Raw genomic sequence first — 16,680 nt, 5'->3', positions numbered from 1 at the left:
GGTTACCGCGCTCCGTGACCGGTCAGCACGATGCGCACCGTTTTGAGTGCGATCAGCAGGTCCATGGCCAGGCTGTAGTGGGTGACGTAGTACAGGTCGTAGCTGAGCTTGACCGCGGTTTCTTCGGCGCTGGCGGCGTAGCCTTGCTGCACCTGGGCCCAGCCTGTCAGGCCCGGGCGCACCAGGTGGCGGTAGGGGTAGCTGGGGATCTGTTCGGCAAACTGCTGCACAAAGGTGTCCTGCTCGGGGCGCGGGCCGATCAGGCTCATGTCGCCTTTGAGCACATTCCACAGTTGCGGGATTTCGTCGAGCCGGCTGCGCCGCATGAAGTGCCCAAAGCGCGTGATGCGCGGGTCGTTGGTCTGCGCGAACTGGGCCGTGGCCAGCGGCGCGTGGCGCATGCTGCGGAATTTGAAAATCCGGAAAGGTTGGCCGTGCAGGCCCACACGCCACTGGCTGAACAGGGCCGGGCCCGGGCTGTCGAGGCGCACCGCGATGCCGACCAGCACGCTCAGCGGCAACCACAAGGGCATGAGCATGAGCACCACCAACAGGTCCAGCAGCCGCTTGAGCAGGTCATAGGCCGGGTTGCCGTCGGGCTGCCACAGCTCGCTGTCCAGGGTGCTGGCGGGCACGCGACCGGTCAGCGCTTCGGCCACGGCCTGTGGGCTGTACAGGCGGATGTGGTGCAGTTTCAGTTGCGTGAGGATGCGGCGGCGCAGTGTCTGGGTGGTTTCACCCGGGCGGTCTTGCGCAGGGACGGTGAGCGCGCCTTGCACGGCGAGCGCTGGGGGGCACAGGCCAGGGTCTTGCCGCCAATGGTCGGGCCAGCGGATCAGCTGCAGTGGCGTTTCCCGCTGCGCACCGCCGAGTTCCTGCATGAGCTGGTGCATGTGCGCGGGTTGCTCGTCTTCCCAGTACAGCAGCTTGAACGCCCGCTGGCGCATCAGCCAGCGCTCGCCCAGCCAGAACCACAGCACCGTCAGGCCGTAGGTCAGCAGCACCGCGCCGCGCGAGTAGGGTTGCTGCAAGAGGGCGAAACCGAGCGGGGTGAGCACAAAGGGCAGGGCGGTGGTCACCAACAGCAGGCTGCCGCGTTCGGCTGCGGGCAGGTGGGCCGCACGGTACAGCAGATGCGCGGCCACCGCATAGGGCATGGCGCAGGCCAGCACGGTGCGACCAAAGTCGCGTGTGGCCCAGCCTTGCTGCTGCAGCAGCCAGCCCATGCCCCAGGACAGCGCCAATGCCAGCGTGCCCAGCAAGGCCCAGCCCAGCTGCGATTGCTGACGCTGGGCGCGTTGCGAGGCGAGCGCGGCGCGGGGCCTGCGCGGCAGCGTCATGGGCCAGCTGGCGGTGGGCAGCAGCGGGGCTTCTTGGTAGATGGCCATCAGCTGCTCGGCCATGGCCTGCGGCTGGAAGGCTTGCACATAGCGCTGGCGCGCCGACTGCCCCAGGCGCTGGCGCAGGGTCGCGTCGCCAATCAGGCGCTGCAGTGCCCGCGCAATAGCCTGCGGCTCGTTGGGCACCAGCAGGCCGTGTTCGTTGTCGGTGATCAGTTCCTCGATGCCGGGCAGGCGTGTGGCGACGATGGCCAGGCCTGCGCGCATGGCTTCGAGGATGGAGATGGGCAAGCCCTCGTGGTCGGACAGCAGCACAAAGATCTGGTGCTGTGCGAGTTGTTCGGCTACGTTGGGTACGTCGCCTGCAAAGTGAACCTGCGTGAGGTTCAGATCGTTGGCCAATTGCTGCTGGGCTGCGAGTGCGGGGCCGCCGCCGAGCAGGTGCGCAGCAGGTTGCAGACCTTGTTCGCTCAGGCGGTGCAGGGCCTGCAGCAGCAGGTCGGGCCGCTTGGGGGCGGCCATGCGGGCCACCATGACCAGGCTGGCGGGTTCGGCTTCGGGCTGGCTCAGCCAGGGCACATCGGACAGGGCGTTGTGGACCACGCTGACGCGCTCCGGGTCCATGGGCAGCTGACGGGCGAGCTGCCGCTCGAAATGGGACACGCAGACCATGCGCGTGGTCCAGGCAGCCAGCAGGGCTTCGGCCAGCCAGGCGTTGTAGCGCACCAGGCGTGGCGCCTGCGGCTTGAAGCCAAAGCCGTGCACGGTGTACACGACCGGGGTCTGGCTGATCTTGCCTGCGATGCGTGCGATCACCCCGGCCACTGCGCTGTGCGCGTGGACCACATGGGGCTGCTGGCTGCGGATCAGGGCCAGCAGGGCTTTGACTGCGGGCCAGAGTTTGAGCGGGTTGAGCGAGTTTTGCAGGCTGGGCAAATGGGTGGTGGCCACGCCCTGGGCGGTCAGGGCTTCGCCCAGGGGGCTGCTCCCCTCACCGCCAATGGCGGCGCTGAAGACGGCCCGCTGCCCCACAGCCTGGCACAGCTGGTCCACATGGGTCTGTGCGCCGCCCGCCTCACCTTTGGTGATGACCAGCAGAACGCGGGGGGGCATCTGAACCGAGGGTTGTCTCAAAGGGCGCTGCCTTGGTAGCCGTCGGGGTTGCTCGATTGCCAGCGCCAGGCGTCGGCGCACATGCGCTCGAGCCCCAGCTGCGCCTTCCAGCCCATGGTCTGCTCGGCCACTCGGGTGTCGGCGCACAGCGAGGCCACATCGCCTGGGCGGCGTGCGACGTATTGGCAGGGGATGGGCACACCTGTGACCTGCGCAAAGGTGTCGGCGAGTTGCTTGACGCTCACACCCTGGCCCGTGCCGAGGTTGAGGGTGATGCTGGTTTGCTGCTGGTGCAGGTGGTTCAGCGCCGCCAGGTGCCCCTGGGCCAGGTCCACCACGTGGATGTAATCGCGCACCCCGGTGCCGTCGGGGGTGGGGTAGTCGTTGCCAAAAATGCTCAGGTGCGGGCGCTTGCCCACCGCCACCTGGGTGATGAAGGGCATCAGGTTGTTGGGTACGCCACTGGGGTCTTCTCCGATCAGGCCACTCTCGTGGGCGCCCACCGGGTTGAAGTAGCGCAGGATGGCGACTTGCCAGCGCGGGTCGGACGCCTGCAGGTCGCGCAGGATGTCTTCGCACATCAGCTTGGTGCGGCCATAGGGGTTGGTGACCTGCAGGCGCGAGTCCTCGGTGATCGGCACCCGTTCGGGGTCGCCATAGACCGTGGCCGAAGAACTGAAGACGATGCGCCTGACCCCCGCCTGGTCCATGGCCTGCAGCAGCGCCAGGGTGCTGCCGACGTTGTTGTCAAAGTAGCGCAGCGGTTGGGCCACCGACTCGCCCACAGCCTTGAGCCCGGCGAAGTGGATGACGCCGTCGATAGGCTGCTCGGCAAAGATGCGGTTCAGGGCGGCGGAGTCGCGCACATCGGCCTGTACAAAGGCCAAGCGCTCACCGCACAAAGTGCGCAGGCGCTCCAGCACATGGATGCTGCTGTTGCACAGGTTGTCGACGATGACCACCCGATGGCCCGCGTTCATGAGTTCGACGGCCGTGTGCGAGCCAATGTAACCGGCACCGCCAGTGATGAGGATGGAGGACGTCATGGTGGGGTGATTCTAGGGCTTGGGTCGCCAGGGGGAGGGGCCAGGCCGGGGGATGCTGTGTTAAAAATGCGTCCACAAACAGGGAGGTTCTCGCGATGCGATTGATGACATGGCTTGGAATGGGGCTGTTGCTCGGCCACGTGGGGGTGCAAGCTGCCGATGCGCCGCCCAGCGCAGCTCGTAAAACGACAGCACCGGTGGCCGCAACGGCCAAGGCGGTCAAGTACACCAGCGTGGAAGGCATCACCGAGTACCGGCTGTCCAACGGCTTGCGCGTGCTGCTGGCGCCCGATGCGTCCAAACCCACCACCACAGTGAATGTGACCTACCTGGTGGGCAGCCGCCACGAAAACTACGGCGAGACCGGCATGGCCCACTTGCTGGAGCACCTGGTCTTCAAGGGCACGCCCAAGCTGCCGGGTAAGACCATCGTGCAGGAGTTTGCCCGCCGTGGCATGCGCATGAACGGCTCCACCTTCTACGACCGCACCAATTACTTCGAGACCTTTGCCGCCAGCGACGACAACCTGGACTGGGCGCTGAAGATGGAAGCGGACCGCATGGTCAACAGCTTTGTGGCCAAGAGCGATCTGGACACTGAAATGACCGTGGTGCGCAACGAGATGGAGTCGGGCGAGAACAACCCCTTGATGGTGTTGTGGCAAACCATGACCGCCACCGCCTACCAGTGGCACAACTACGGCAAGAGCACGATCGGTGCCCGCTCGGACGTGGAAAACGTCAAGATCGAGAACTTGCAGGCCTTCTACCGCAAGTACTACCAGCCCGACAACGCGGTGTTGATCGTGACAGGGCAGTTCAATGAGGCGGCGACACTGGCGCGGGTTGAGCGCTACTTTGGGGTGATCCCCAAACCCATGCGCGTGCTGCCCAACGATTACACACGCGACCCGGTGCAGGACGGTGCCCGGCAGGTGACCGTCTCGCGTGTGGGGGACGCCCACATGGTGGCCACCCTGTACCACACGGCGCCTGGCGCCCATGCGGATGCTGTCAACGTGGAACTGCTGGCCTTCATCCTGGCCGACACGCCGACGGGCCGTTTGCATAAGGCGCTGGTGGACAGCAAAAAGGCTGCCAGCATCACCGCCATGCCTTTCAACTTGAAAGACCCCGGCTATGTGTTTTTTGCGGTCAATCTGAACAAAACCCAGTCGCGCGACGAAGTGGCCAAGGTCTTGATCGACGAGGTCGAGCAGCTGGCCAGCAAGCCGATTACGGCCGAGGAGCTGGCGCGGGCCAAGACCTCGTTGCTCAACGAGTTTGAAAAAGGCCTGTCCGATCCGGTCAACTTTGGCGTGTCGCTGTCCGAGTCGATCGCCACAGGTGACTGGCGTTTGCATTTCTTGCGCCGCGACCTGATTGAGAAAGCCACCCTGGCCGATGTGCAAAAAACCGCGCAGAACTACCTGGTGGCCAGCAACCGCACCTTGGGCCACTTTGTGCCGACCGAAGCACCGGTGCGCGCCAGCATCCCGCCCGCCCCCGACCTGAACCAGTTGCTGACAGGCTACAAGGGCAAGGAGGCGATGGCGCAGGGCGAGGCGTTTGACCCCTCACCCGCCAACATCAATCAACGCACCACGCGCACGGCCCTGCCCAACGGCATGAAGCTGGCACTCTTGCCCAAGACCAACCGTGGCCAGACCGTGAACGGCCAGATCGTCCTGCGCATGGGCTCGGCCAGCAGCCTGGCGGGCAAAACGGAGCTGGCCAGCGCCGTGGCCCAGATGCTGATGCGTGGCACCGAGGGCATGAGCCGCCAGCAGATCGCCGACAAGCTGGAATCCTTGCAGTCCAAGCTGAGCGTCAGCACGGGCAATGGCAACGCCGTGGTCGTGGACTTTGAAAGCCGCCGCGACAAGGTGGGCGAGCTGATGGCCTTGATCCGCAGTGTGTTGCGTCAGCCTGCCTTCCCGCAGGCGGAACTCGAGACCTTGCGCACAGAGTGGCTGACCGCGGTCGACGAAGAGCGCCGCCAACCCCAGGCACTGGCCCAAAAGCAATTGCGCCGCGCCTTGAGCAAATACCCCAAGGGCGATGTGCGCTATGTGCCCACCTTTGACGAAACCGTGCAGGCCGTGCAGGCGCTCAAACTGGAAGACCTGCGCCAGTTCCATGCGCAGTTCTATGGCGCGCAATTCGGCCAGGTGGCGGTGATCGGTGACTTTGACGCGGCCCAGATGCAAAAAAGCCTCAGCGAGGTGCTGGGCAGCTGGAACAGCCCGGCGGCCTACGAGCGCGTGGCCAGCGAGTACCAGGATGTGGCGGGCACCCAGTTGACGCTGGAGACCCCCGACAAAGCCAACGCGGTGTACCTGGCGGGTTTGTCCTTCCCGGTCAAGGACGACCACCCCGATGCCCAGGCCCTGATCCTGGCCAACCGGGTGCTGGGCGGAGGCGGCCTGAAGAACCGTCTGGTGGACCGCCTGCGCCAGGCCGAAGGCATCAGCTATGGTGCAGGCTCATTCTTGCAGCTGAACAGCTGGGATGCGCAGTCATCGTTTGGCCTGTTTGCCATTTTTGCGCCGCAGAACCTGGGCAAGCTGCGCACCGGAGTGAGCGAAGAATTGGCCAAGTGGGTGGCCCAAGGCGTGAGCGAGCAGGAACTGGCCGAAGCCAAGAGCGGCATTTTGCAAAGCCGCAAGATCAGCCGCTCGGAAGATGCGGCGCTGGCTGGCGGGTGGGTGGACCTGATGAGCCATGGCCGTGACATGGTCCATGTGCAGACCCAGGAAGACAAGCTCAAGGCCGTGACCCGTGAACAGGTGCAGCAGGCCATTGCCCGCCACCTGAGCCCTGCCCGCCTGGTGCAGGTGTATGCGGGCGACTTTGCCAAGGCGGCAAAGCCTTGACAGCAAGCGCTGCCTGCCCCGGGCCGGGGCGGGCAGCTGAATGAAAGATCAGTCGCGGAAGTTGTCGAACGACAGGGGCAGCTCGGTCATGTCCTTGCGCAGCAGGGCCATGGCGGCCTGCAGATCGTCGCGCTTGGCACCGGTGACGCGCACCGACTCGCCCTGGATGGAGGCTTGCACTTTGAGTTTGCTGTCCTTGATCAGCTTGGTGATCTTCTTGGCGTCTTCGGTGGCAATGCCGTTTTTGACCTTGATGACCTGCTTGACCTTGTCGCCGCCGATTTTCTCGACTTTGCCGATGTCCAGAAAGCGCACATCGACATTGCGCTTGGTGAGCTTGTTGCGCAGGATGTCTTCGACCTGCGTGAGCTGAAAGTCGGCATCGCCGAACATCGTGATCTCTTTGTCCTTGAGCTCGATGGCGGCGGAGGTGCCTTTGAAGTCGAAACGGGTGCCGATTTCCTTGGCAGAGGTGTCAACGGCGTTGCGCACTTCGACCATATTGGGTTCGCAAACGGTATCAAACGAGGGCATGGCTTGAAAAAGTCAAAGGTTACAGATGAGACAATTGTCCCATGATCCTGGAGAAAAATGTCCCTCTGCAGCCGTACAACACGTTCGGCATCGCCGCCAAGGCGCAGGCTTTGGTGCGGGTGCGCTCAGAAGCCGATCTCTTGGCTGTTTTAGCGGAGCCTCAGCTGGCCACCTTGCCCCGGCAGGTGCTGGGCGGCGGCAGCAACATCGTGCTCACGGGGGACGTCAAGGCGCTGGTGCTGAAGATGGAGGTGCCCGGCTTGCGCCTGGCGTCTGAGACCGACAAACACTGGATTGTCGAAGCTGGGGCAGGCGTGGACTGGCACGAGCTGGTGGCCTGGACGCTGGACCAGGGTTACCCGGGCCTGGAAAACATGGCCCTGATCCCGGGCACCGTGGGCGCTTCGCCCGTACAGAACATTGGCGCTTATGGCGTGGAATTGCAGGACCGCTTTGACTCGCTCGACGCCATGGACATGTTCACGGGTGAGCTGTTCAGCCTGAACGCTGCGCAGTGCGGTTTCAGCTACCGCGATTCGGTGTTCAAGCATGCATCGGGCGGCCCCGAAGGCCTGGGCCTGGCCGGGCGGGCCGTCATTTTGCGGGTGCGCTTTGCGCTGCCCAAACGCTGGAAGCCCGAGCTGGGCTACCTGGACCTGGAGCGCAAGATGGCCGAGACGGGCATCCGCAGCCCCGATGCCCGGCAGATTTTTGACTGGGTGGTGGCGATCCGCCGCGCCAAACTGCCTGACCCCAAGGTGATCGGCAACGCGGGCAGCTTTTTCAAGAACCCCACCGTGACCCCCGAGCAATGCGCCGACATCATCGCCCGCGACCCCAAGGTGGTGCACTACCCCATGCCGGATGGCACCATCAAGCTGGCGGCAGGCTGGTTGATCGACGCCTGCGGCTGGAAAGGCAAGACCGTAGGCCATGCCGGGGTCTACGACAAGCAGGCGCTGGTGCTGGTCAACCGGGGTGGGCCCGAGAACCCTTGCACGGGTGGTGAGGTGATGACCTTGGCCAAGGCGATTCAGACCAGCGTGTACGAGCGGTTTGGGATTCGGTTGGAGCCGGAGCCTGTGGTGATTTGAGGCTTGTTCGTGGTGGTTTGCCGCGCCGGGTTAAGGCCTGAGTGGTCGGCCTCATTCTCGCTGCGCTCGCCAAATCGGCCGATCCGCTCAGGCCCTAACCCGGCGCTGCGTTGATTGATCAACGAACAGTCCAGGTGTTTCGTCAGCGCAGCCTTGGCACTGCGGCCAGCCGGATCAGCCGATTTGGCGAGCGAAGCGAGTATGAGGCTGACCGGCTGGCCGCAGTGGCAAGGCGGACAACAGCTACAAAACCAAGCAAGACAATAAAAAACGGCCCGAAGGCCGTTTTTTATGGAGGTGCCAAAAGCATCACTTCTTGCCGTTGCCATCCAGCTTGTAAATGTGCGGACCATCGCCGACCGACAGCAAGCCCGTGTGGGCGTAGATGCCCAGCTTGGCGCGGGTGTCGGTGATGTCGAGGTTGCGCATGGTCAGCTGGCCGATGCGGTCGAGCGGGCTGAACGGTGCGTCTTCCACCTTTTCCATCGACAAACGCTCAGGGGCGTAAGTCAGGTTGGGTGAGTCGGTGTTCAGGATGCTGTAGTCGTTGCCACGGCGCAGTTCCAACGTCACGGTGCCGGTTACGGCGCGGGCCACCCAGCGCTGGGCGGTTTCGCGCAGCATGATGGACTGTGGGTCGAACCAGCGGCCTTGGTACAACAAGCGACCCAAGCGCAGGCCATTGATGCGGTACTGCTCGATGGTGTCTTCGTTGTGGATGCCGGACACCAGACGCTCGTAGGCGATGTGCAGCAATGCCATGCCGGGGGCTTCGTAGATGCCACGGCTCTTGGCTTCGATGATGCGGTTTTCGATCTGGTCGCTCATGCCCAGACCGTGGCGGCCACCGATTTCGTTGGCTTTGAGGAACAGCTCCACCGGGTCGGCGTATTCCACGCCGTTCAGCGCCACGGGCATGCCTTCTTCAAAGCGCACGCTCACTTCTTCGGCCTTGACCTCGACTTCGGGCTTCCAGAACGCCACGCCCATGATGGGGTTGACGATCTTCATGCCGCTGGCCAGGCTTTCCAGGTCTTTGGCTTCGTGGGTCGCCCCCAGCATGTTGCTGTCGGTGGAGTAGGCCTTTTCGGCGCTCATCTTGTAGCCAAAGCCGTTGGCGGTCATGAAGGCGCTCATTTCGGCGCGGCCACCCAGCTCGTCGATGAACAGCTGGTCCAGCCAGGGCTTGTAGATCTTGAGGCTCGGGTTGGTCAGCAGACCGTAGCGGTAAAAGCGCTCGATGTCGTTGCCCTTGAAGGTGCTGCCGTCGCCCCAGATGTTGACGTCGTCTTCCTTCATGGCGGCCACCAGCATGGTGCCCGTCACGGCGCGGCCCAGCGGGGTGGTGTTGAAGTAGGTGATGCCACCTGTGGAGATATGGAAGGCGCCGCACTGGATGGCGGCAATGCCTTCGTGGGCCAGCTGGGTGCGGCAGTCGACCAAGCGGGCTTTTTCGGCACCGTATTCCATCGCTTTGCGTGGAATTTCGTTGTAGTCGGCTTCGTCAGGCTGGCCCAGATTGGCGGTGTAGGCGTAGGGCAATGCGCCCTTTTGCTTCATCCACAGCAGGGCGGCGGACGTGTCCAGACCGCCCGAGAAGGCGATACCGACTTTTTGCCCCTTGGGCAGGTTTTGCAGAATGGTGCTCATGGGTCGGATCAGCCGAAGTGGCAGATGTAGTGGTAGGCCTCGCCCACGCGGATCTCAAAGCTGGAATTGGCCGGGACGCTGAACTTGTCGCCAGGGGTGGAGGTTTTCCACTCGGCGCTGCCTGCAACCTTGTACTCGCAGGAGCCGAACACGCATTCCATGATTTCGGCCGCGCCGATGTTGAACGTCAGGGTGGAGGGCAGGATCACGCCCACGGATTTGCGTGTGCCATCGGCATAGGTGATGGTGTGGCTGACGCATTTGCCGTCAAAGAAAACATTGCCTTTGGTGGTGACGGTCACGCCGTCGATTTTTTCGGTGGTCATGGTGTGCAGTTTCGGGAACGCGGCCAGGCCGCAAAAACAATCAGGGGCCCGATTTGGCCCCTGTCCGAGAGTCAACCCATGATTTTAGGCCAGATGCGTTGCTTCGGCCCGAAACGTCAACGCCAATGGCCATGGCGGTGACCGCCATTCCAGCCCCAGCCCATGTTGAAGACCGGATAAGCCGGTGCCCAGGCACCGCCATAGTAGCTGGGGGTGGGCACATAGACCACGCGTGGCTGTGTTGTCACGGTGGTGATGGTGTTGCTGGCCACCACGGTCGGGGGCGCATCTGGCGTGGCATCGGAGCGGGGTGCTCCAACAGGGGTCACCTGCAGCTGGATGGTGGGACCGGGGTCCTGGGGCAGCTGCACGGTGTACTGCTTGCCGCCGAATTCATACACCACGTTGTAGCCGACCAGTCGGTTTTCATAAATGTTCTGGGTGGTGCAGGTGGTCTGCGTTTGGGTTTGCGTTGCGCCGGGGCTTTCGATCTTGTCGCCCAGAATGGCGCCGCCAATGACCCCCGCCATGGTGGCCAGGGCGCGGCCGTCACCGCGGCCAATGGTGTTGCCCACAGCGCCGCCCGCGATGGCCCCCATCAGCGCACCTGCGCCGGAGGTTTGCGGCTGGACGGCGACCGGCGTCTGTGTGCAGCTTTGACGCGGCACCACCACCTGCTGGTACACAGGGGTGCGGGAAATCACCTGGCCGACCTCCTGAGCCTGGGCCAGGCTGCAGACGGCGAGCAGGGCGGAAGTAAGGGCAATCGATTTCATGGTGTTTCAGCGGTTGGCCAAAGATGGCTGAAGTTTAGCCAATGGCGGCCGTCGATCCCAGTGCCCAGTGGGTAAAGTTTCGTAACGAGATCGCTGTTGCCCTCAGGCTGGCCACTGATCGGGGGTGTAACCCACCGTGATCTGGCCAGATGGCCAGGCGATGACCGGGCGTTTGATCACACTGGCCTGGCTGAGCATCAGGGCCTGTGCGCTGGTGCTGTCCACCACGGCGGCCTGGATGGCGGGGTCCAGCTTGCGCCAGGTGGTGCCTTTGCGGTTGAGCACGGTCTCCCAGCCTGCAGCGGTCACCCAGCGGCCGAGTTCGGCTTCGGGCACGCCTTGCTTTTTGAAGTCGTGGAATTCGTAAGTCAGTCCTTGGTCGGTCAGCCAAGTTCGTGCTTTTTTGACGCTGTCGCAGTTGGGGATGCCGTAGACGGTGATGGGCTGGTTTTTCATGGTGTTTCGCGGCCAGGGCCGGTCAGGGTGAGCGCACTCGGCGACAATCGCCGACCATGAAGACTTTACAAGAATGGCTCGCTTTTTGTGAGCAGTTGCACCCAGTGGCCATCGACATGGGGCTGGACCGTGTCAAAGCGGTAGCCGAGCGCATGGCACTGCGCTTTGACTGTCCGGTGATCACTGTGGCGGGTACCAACGGCAAGGGCTCGACCTGCGCCATGCTCGAAGCCATCTTGCTCGAAGCCGGGTACAAGACCGGGGTTTACACCTCGCCCCATCTGGTGCACTTTGAGGAGCGCTGCCGCCTGCACGGTGAATCGGCCTCGGCTGCAGCCTTGGCCGAGGCGTTTGCCGTGGTCGAGTCGGCCCGGGCCGGTGTGAGCCTGACCTATTTCGAGTTCAGTACGCTGGCCATCCTGCACCTGATGGCCCGATCCGGGCTGGATGTGGTCATTTTGGAAGTGGGCCTGGGTGGGCGGCTGGATGCGGTCAACATCGTTGACGCCGATTGTGCGGTGATCACCAGCATCGACATCGATCACGCCGCCATTTTGGGCAAGGACCGCGAGAGCATCGGTTTCGAGAAGGCGGGCATCATGCGCGCCGGGCGACCCGTGGTGGTCAGTGACCCGGTACCGCCGCAAAGCGTGCTGAACCATGCTGCCGCTGTGGGGGCTGAGCTCTGGCGTTTTGGGCAGGACTTCAACTTTTCAGGTGACAAGCAGCAATGGGCTTGGGCGGGCCGGGGGCGTCGCTATGCGGGCATGGCTTATCCGGCGCTGCGTGGGGCCAATCAATTGGTCAACGCCTCGGGTGTGCTGGCCGCGCTGGAGGCTTTGCGCCAGCGCATCCCAGTGACGGCGCAGGCGGTGCGCAACGGCCTGGCTATGGTCGAGCTGCCGGGGCGCTTCCAGATCGTGCCCGGTCAGCCTGTTTTGGTGCTGGATGTGGCGCACAACCCCCATTCGGTGGCCGCATTGGCCGAGAACCTCGACGCCATGGGCTTTTACCCGACCACGCACGCCGTGTTCGGTGCCATGGCCGACAAGGACTTGGTACCCATGCTGGCACGGGTCAACCCCCTGATGGACCGCTGGTACTTCACGGATTTGCCCTTGCCCCGGGCGGCCAGCGCCGTGTCGCTTGAGCAGGCTTGGCAGGCCCAGAACACCCGCCAGGATGTGGTCAGCAGCGTGCACGCCGACCCCATGGCGGCCCTGCAAGCGGCCATCGAGGCGGCCGACCCGGCTGATAGAATCGTCGTCTTTGGCTCCTTCTATACCGTGGGCGGTGTTTTGCAAGACGGTATCCCCCGTTTGCAAGCCAAACACCTGAGCCCGTGAGCACCACGCCATGGCTTTTTTCAAGTTCCGTTTTCCTGGTCAGAGCGCAGCAACGTCCGCTGAGGGCGCTTCTGCCGGTGCCGCCGACAGTCTGGAAGTGGTGCGTCGACGTGCCCGTTACCGGCTCATCGGTGCGGTGGTGCTGGTGTTTGTGGCGGTGGTGGCTTTTCCCTTGCTGTTTGACACCCAGCCGCGCCCTGTGGCGGTGGACACGCCCATCCTGATTCCTGACCGCGACAGCACGGCTCCGCTGGTGAGCGCCAAAGCCGTGCCAGCCGCTCAGGCCCCGGCCAAGCCATTGCTGTCCGCGTCATCGGTGGTGCCCCCCCATGCCAGTCTGGATGCGGGCAAGGAAGAGGTGGTGTTGCCCAGTGCACCGGCTTCTGCGGTCGTGAGTGAATCCAAACCCCAGGCCAGCGCGCCTGCCAAACCAGATGCCGCCGCTTCGGCCGCGTCCACTGCTCCAGCCAAACCGGCTTCTGCAGCCGCCAAATCAGAAAAAGCCGACAAAGTGGCCCCAGCCAAGTCGGCTGACGATGGCGCCAAAGCCAAAGCATTGCTGGAAGGCAAGGCTGCGGCAGACCATGCCAAGGTGATTTTGCAGGTGGGGGCATTCAGCGATGCCGACAAGGTGCGCGAAGTTCGGCGCAAGCTCGAGCAAGCCGGGCTGAAGACCTACACCCAGGTGGTGGACAAGGATGGCAAGAAAAGCACACGTGTGCGTGTGGGCCCTTATGACAGCCGTGCAGAGGCCGACAAGGCTGCTGCCAAGATCCGCAAGTTGGACCTGCCTGTTTCCATACTGACGCACTGACATGAACCTGGTCACCACCGACTGGCTGCTGTGCGCGGTGTTGCTCTTTTCGACGCTGCTGGGGGCCTGGCGCGGACTGGTGTACGAGTTGATGTCTCTGGCTGCCTGGGTGGCGGCCTTTGTGCTGGCGCAATGGCTGGCGCAGGACGTGGCGCTGATGTTGCCTTTCCTCCAAGGCGCTGCCGAAAAAGTGCAATACGCGGCGGCTTTTGTGCTGGTGTTTGTGGTTTCCCTTTTTGCTGCCGGGCTGTTGTCCTGGGTGCTTAAAAAGGTGGTGGAGACCGTTGGCCTGCGTCCGGTGGATCGCGCTTTGGGTGCGGTGTTCGGTTTGGCGCGTGGCGTTTTGCTGCTGTTGGTGGCCACGGTCGTGATCCAGTTGATGGGCATGGCGCAACAGCCCTGGTGGCAAGGTGCCCAGGGCCCGGTCTGGCTGGATGTGCTGCTCAACGGCTTGAAGCCTGTGCTGCCCGAGGCCTTGCTGGCCTACCTGCCGCATTGATGCCCATCCAGGCCAGAAATTGAATTTGATTTTGTGAACGGACAAAGCTATGTGTGGAATCGTGGGCGTGGCCAGTGCCACTCCGGTCAATCAGCTGATTTATGACGCCTTGCTCCTGCTGCAACACCGTGGGCAGGACGCCGCAGGCATCGTCACCCAGCTGGACCGCAAGTTCTTCATGCACAAGGCCAAGGGCATGGTGCGCGACGTGTTCCGTACCCGCAACATGCGGGCCCTGCCGGGCAATTGCGGCTTGGGCCAGGTGCGCTACCCCACGGCGGGCAATGCCTTCAGCGAAGAAGAGGCGCAGCCGTTTTACGTGAATGCCCCTTTCGGTCTGGTGCTGGTGCACAACGGCAACCTCACCAATGCCAAGGTCCTGAAGGCCGAGCTGTTTTCCAACGATCACCGACACATCAACACCGAAAGCGACTCCGAAGTCCTGCTCAACGTGTTGGCGCACGAGTTGGAAAAAACCACCCGTGGCTTGCCGCTGGCACCGCAGGATGTGTTTGCCGCTGTGCGGGGCGTCAACCAGCGCATCAAGGGCTCGTACGCCGTGATTGCCCTGATCGCTGGGCACGGACTGTTGGCATTCCGTGATCCGCACGGCATCCGCCCGTTGTGCATGGGTCGCAGCAAGGATGGCACGGTCATGCTGGCCAGCGAATCGGTGGCGCTGGAAGGCACGATGCACCAGTTCGAGCGTGATGTGGCCCCTGGTGAGGCGGTGTTCATTGACTTGCAAGGTCAAGTCCACACCGCCATGTGTGCCGAAGGTGCGCAGCTGAGCCCCTGCATTTTTGAATATGTTTATCTGGCGCGCCCCGACTCGACGATGGACGGCATTTCGGTCTACCAGGCGCGTCTGAACCTGGGTGAAACGCTGGCCAAACGGGTGATCTCGACCGTGCCGCCGAACGAAATCGATGTGGTGATTCCGATCCCCGAGTCGAGCCGCCCAAGCGCCATGCAGCTGGCCCAGTTGCTGGGCATCCCTTACCGCGAGGGGTTTGTGAAAAACCGTTATGTGGGCCGCACCTTCATCATGCCGGGTCAGGGCGTTCGCAAGAAGTCGGTGCGCCAGAAGCTCAACGTGATCACCAGCGAGTTCAAGGGCCGCAACGTGTTGCTGGTGGACGATTCCATCGTGCGTGGCACAACCAGCCGTGAGATCGTGCAGATGGCGCGAGACGCAGGTGCCAACAAGGTCTACATGGCCAGTGCGGCGCCACCCGTGCGCTTTCCCAACGTCTATGGCATCGACATGCCCACGCCTGAAGAGCTGGTGGCGCATGGCCGCAGTCTGGAAGAAGTCCGTCAGCTCATCGGCTGTGATGCGCTGATTTACCAGGATGTGGATGCCATGAAGTCGGCCGTGGCGCAGGCGCGCATCTCGCAAGGTGAGCCGATCAAGACCTTTGATGCCTCCTGCTTCGACGGCGTGTACGTGACCGGCGATGTGTCGGCCGACGACATCGTGCGCATCAATGAAAACCGCCTGAAGGTAGAAGAGGGCGATGTCGACAATTCCCGTCTGGCCCTGCCCAACGCGTCTGAGTGAGGATCCGCATGACCACAAACACACGATTGGACGATCTGCACATCGAGACCTTGGCTGTGCGCGCCGCTGTGGAGCGCAGCCAGTACGGTGAGAACTCCGAAGCCCTGTACCTGACCAGCGGTTATGTGCAACCCACGGCCGCTGCAGCAGCAGCCCGCTTTGCGGGCGACGAAGAAGGCTACACCTATGGCCGTTACGGCAACCCCACGGTGGCCAGTATGGAGCAGCGTCTGGCGGCGCTCGAAGGCACCGAGGCGGCCATGGGCACGGCGTCGGGCATGTCGGCCATCCTGATGATGTGCATGGGCCTCTTGAAGGCGGGCGACCATGTGGTGTGCTCGCAGTCAATGTTCGGCTCGACCATCAAGCTGATTGGCTCGGACCTGGCCAAGTTTGGCGTGGAGTCCAGCTTTGTGTCGCAGACCGATCTGCAAGCCTGGCAATCGGCGATTCGCCCCAATACCCGCTTGCTGTTCGCCGAAACCCCTACCAACCCGCTGACCGAGGTGTGCGACATCCAGGCGCTGGCCGACATGGCCCACAACGCCGGGGCCTTGCTGGCCGTGGACAACTGCTTTGCCACCCCTGCATTGCAGCGCCCTGCTGCGATGGGCGCAGACATCATCATGCACTCGGGCACCAAGTACCTGGATGGCCAAGGCCGTGTGATGGCGGGTGCTCTTTGTGCCAGCCAGCAACTGATCACTGAAAAATTCCTGCCCGTGCTCAAAAGCGGGGGCATGACATTGGCCCCGTTCAACGCCTGGGTTGTGCTCAAAGGCCTGGAAACGCTGGATTTGCGCATGCGCGCACAAACCGTGCGTGCCGGCCTCTTGGCCGAATGGCTCGAAAAGCACCCCTCGGTGGCGCGGGTCTATTACCCGGGTCTGGCCAGCCACCCGCAGCACGAGCTGGCCATCCGCCAGATGTCGGGCCTGGGCGGCGCGGTCTTGTCGTTTGACGTCAAGGCCGATGGCCCTGAGCAGGCGCGCCAGCGTGCCTTTCATGTGCTCGACGCGATGAAGATGCTGTCGCTGTCGACCAACTTGGGCGACACCAAGACGCTGGTGGCGCACCCGGCCAGCACCTCGCATGGTCGCTTGACCGAGGCGCAGCGCCAGGCCGCTGGCATTGGTCAAGGCCTGATCCGTGTGGCCGTGGGTCTGGAATACCCGCAAGACGTGCAGGCCGATCTGGCCCGTGGCCTCGACACTTTTTGACACCCGAACAAGGGGCCGCAGGTGGC

Annotated in this window: 14 protein-coding genes; 7 read left to right on the top strand and 7 right to left on the bottom strand. The window is 63.4% G+C overall.

The annotated features are described in order from the left end of the window. Positions 1-2: 2 nt before the first annotated feature. Both IC609_RS16160 and galE read right to left on the bottom strand, forming a co-directional pair. On the bottom strand, positions 3-2,453 hold the full coding sequence (locus IC609_RS16160) for a sugar transferase (protein ID WP_225224236.1): 2,451 nt from the start codon (positions 2,451-2,453) through the stop codon (positions 3-5). A gap of 17 nt (positions 2,454-2,470) precedes the next feature. Beyond that, positions 2,471-3,499 (bottom strand): UDP-glucose 4-epimerase GalE, encoded by a 1,029-nt coding sequence (galE, locus tag IC609_RS15365; protein ID WP_191820402.1) that lies wholly within the window; start codon positions 3,497-3,499, stop codon positions 2,471-2,473. 104 nt (positions 3,500-3,603) lie between these two features. Between galE and IC609_RS15360 the strand changes: the two genes are divergently transcribed. Continuing rightward, complete coding sequence (locus IC609_RS15360; protein WP_225224235.1) at positions 3,604-6,375, top strand: M16 family metallopeptidase; 2,772 nt, start codon at positions 3,604-3,606, stop codon at positions 6,373-6,375. 48 nt (positions 6,376-6,423) lie between these two features. Here IC609_RS15360 and IC609_RS15355 read toward each other — a convergent pair whose 3' ends face one another. Then, positions 6,424-6,909: a YajQ family cyclic di-GMP-binding protein gene (locus IC609_RS15355; protein WP_191820400.1), complete on the bottom strand. Its 486-nt coding sequence runs from the start codon at positions 6,907-6,909 to the stop codon at positions 6,424-6,426. A 41-nt stretch (positions 6,910-6,950) separates the two neighbouring features. Between IC609_RS15355 and murB the strand changes: the two genes are divergently transcribed. Continuing rightward, the gene (murB, locus tag IC609_RS15350; protein ID WP_191820399.1) at positions 6,951-8,003 is read left to right on the top strand and encodes a UDP-N-acetylmuramate dehydrogenase; all 1,053 of its coding nucleotides are present in this window, start codon (positions 6,951-6,953) and stop codon (positions 8,001-8,003) included. A gap of 309 nt (positions 8,004-8,312) precedes the next feature. Here murB and argG read toward each other — a convergent pair whose 3' ends face one another. From argG to IC609_RS15330, 4 genes are all read right to left on the bottom strand, one after another. Then, on the bottom strand, positions 8,313-9,653 hold the full coding sequence (gene argG / locus IC609_RS15345) for an argininosuccinate synthase (RefSeq protein WP_191820398.1): 1,341 nt from the start codon (positions 9,651-9,653) through the stop codon (positions 8,313-8,315). An 8-nt stretch (positions 9,654-9,661) separates the two neighbouring features. Beyond that, on the bottom strand, positions 9,662-9,979 hold the full coding sequence (gene ppnP / locus IC609_RS15340; protein ID WP_191820397.1) for a pyrimidine/purine nucleoside phosphorylase: 318 nt from the start codon (positions 9,977-9,979) through the stop codon (positions 9,662-9,664). Positions 9,980-10,095: 116 nt separating this feature from the next. Next, positions 10,096-10,755: a glycine zipper 2TM domain-containing protein gene (locus IC609_RS15335; RefSeq protein ID WP_191820396.1), complete on the bottom strand. Its 660-nt coding sequence runs from the start codon at positions 10,753-10,755 to the stop codon at positions 10,096-10,098. A gap of 102 nt (positions 10,756-10,857) precedes the next feature. Continuing rightward, positions 10,858-11,211 (bottom strand): ArsC family reductase, encoded by a 354-nt coding sequence (locus IC609_RS15330; RefSeq protein WP_191820395.1) that lies wholly within the window; start codon positions 11,209-11,211, stop codon positions 10,858-10,860. 56 nt (positions 11,212-11,267) lie between these two features. Between IC609_RS15330 and folC the strand changes: the two genes are divergently transcribed. The 5 genes from folC to IC609_RS15305 are packed head-to-tail and all read left to right on the top strand — an operon-like array spanning position 11,268 to position 16,654. Then, entirely contained in the window at positions 11,268-12,557 is a 1,290-nt protein-coding gene (gene folC / locus IC609_RS15325; RefSeq protein ID WP_191820394.1) for a bifunctional tetrahydrofolate synthase/dihydrofolate synthase, read from the top strand. Between the two features lie 10 nt (positions 12,558-12,567). Further along, a complete protein-coding gene (locus IC609_RS15320; RefSeq protein ID WP_191820393.1) occupies positions 12,568-13,371 on the top strand; it encodes an SPOR domain-containing protein in 804 nt (267 codons plus the stop codon). 1 nt (position 13,372) lies between these two features. Beyond that, the gene (locus tag IC609_RS15315) at positions 13,373-13,870 is read left to right on the top strand and encodes a CvpA family protein (protein ID WP_408611054.1); all 498 of its coding nucleotides are present in this window, start codon (positions 13,373-13,375) and stop codon (positions 13,868-13,870) included. A 49-nt stretch (positions 13,871-13,919) separates the two neighbouring features. Beyond that, on the top strand, positions 13,920-15,434 hold the full coding sequence (gene purF / locus IC609_RS15310) for an amidophosphoribosyltransferase (protein WP_191820392.1): 1,515 nt from the start codon (positions 13,920-13,922) through the stop codon (positions 15,432-15,434). Positions 15,435-15,442: 8 nt separating this feature from the next. Beyond that, entirely contained in the window at positions 15,443-16,654 is a 1,212-nt protein-coding gene (locus IC609_RS15305) for an O-succinylhomoserine sulfhydrylase (RefSeq protein ID WP_191820391.1), read from the top strand. Positions 16,655-16,680: the final 26 nt, after the last annotated feature.

It is taken from the genome of Limnohabitans radicicola, assembly GCF_014837235.1.
GTDB classification, from domain to species: Bacteria; Pseudomonadota; Gammaproteobacteria; order Burkholderiales; family Burkholderiaceae_C; genus Limnohabitans_A; species Limnohabitans_A radicicola.
The sequence above is the reverse complement of the archived record's forward strand: the minus strand, read 5'-3'. Positions and strand labels throughout refer to the sequence as shown.

What these genes read in the sequence shown, in the direction of transcription:
- IC609_RS16160 (WP_225224236.1), bottom strand. Translation starts at nt 2,453, where the DNA reads ATGCCCCCCCGCGTTCTGCTGGTCATCACCAAAGGTGAGGCGGGCGGC.
- galE (WP_191820402.1), bottom strand. Translation starts at nt 3,499, where the DNA reads ATGACGTCCTCCATCCTCATCACTGGCGGTGCCGGTTACATTGGCTCG.
- IC609_RS15360 (WP_225224235.1), top strand. Translation starts at nt 3,604, where the DNA reads ATGACATGGCTTGGAATGGGGCTGTTGCTCGGCCACGTGGGGGTGCAA.
- IC609_RS15355 (WP_191820400.1), bottom strand. Translation starts at nt 6,909, where the DNA reads ATGCCCTCGTTTGATACCGTTTGCGAACCCAATATGGTCGAAGTGCGC.
- murB (WP_191820399.1), top strand. Translation starts at nt 6,951, where the DNA reads ATGATCCTGGAGAAAAATGTCCCTCTGCAGCCGTACAACACGTTCGGC.
- argG (WP_191820398.1), bottom strand. Translation starts at nt 9,653, where the DNA reads ATGAGCACCATTCTGCAAAACCTGCCCAAGGGGCAAAAAGTCGGTATC.
- ppnP (WP_191820397.1), bottom strand. Translation starts at nt 9,979, where the DNA reads ATGACCACCGAAAAAATCGACGGCGTGACCGTCACCACCAAAGGCAAT.
- IC609_RS15335 (WP_191820396.1), bottom strand. Translation starts at nt 10,755, where the DNA reads ATGAAATCGATTGCCCTTACTTCCGCCCTGCTCGCCGTCTGCAGCCTG.
- IC609_RS15330 (WP_191820395.1), bottom strand. Translation starts at nt 11,211, where the DNA reads ATGAAAAACCAGCCCATCACCGTCTACGGCATCCCCAACTGCGACAGC.
- folC (WP_191820394.1), top strand. Translation starts at nt 11,268, where the DNA reads ATGAAGACTTTACAAGAATGGCTCGCTTTTTGTGAGCAGTTGCACCCA.
- IC609_RS15320 (WP_191820393.1), top strand. Translation starts at nt 12,568, where the DNA reads ATGGCTTTTTTCAAGTTCCGTTTTCCTGGTCAGAGCGCAGCAACGTCC.
- IC609_RS15315 (WP_408611054.1), top strand. Translation starts at nt 13,373, where the DNA reads ATGAACCTGGTCACCACCGACTGGCTGCTGTGCGCGGTGTTGCTCTTT.
- purF (WP_191820392.1), top strand. Translation starts at nt 13,920, where the DNA reads ATGTGTGGAATCGTGGGCGTGGCCAGTGCCACTCCGGTCAATCAGCTG.
- IC609_RS15305 (WP_191820391.1), top strand. Translation starts at nt 15,443, where the DNA reads ATGACCACAAACACACGATTGGACGATCTGCACATCGAGACCTTGGCT.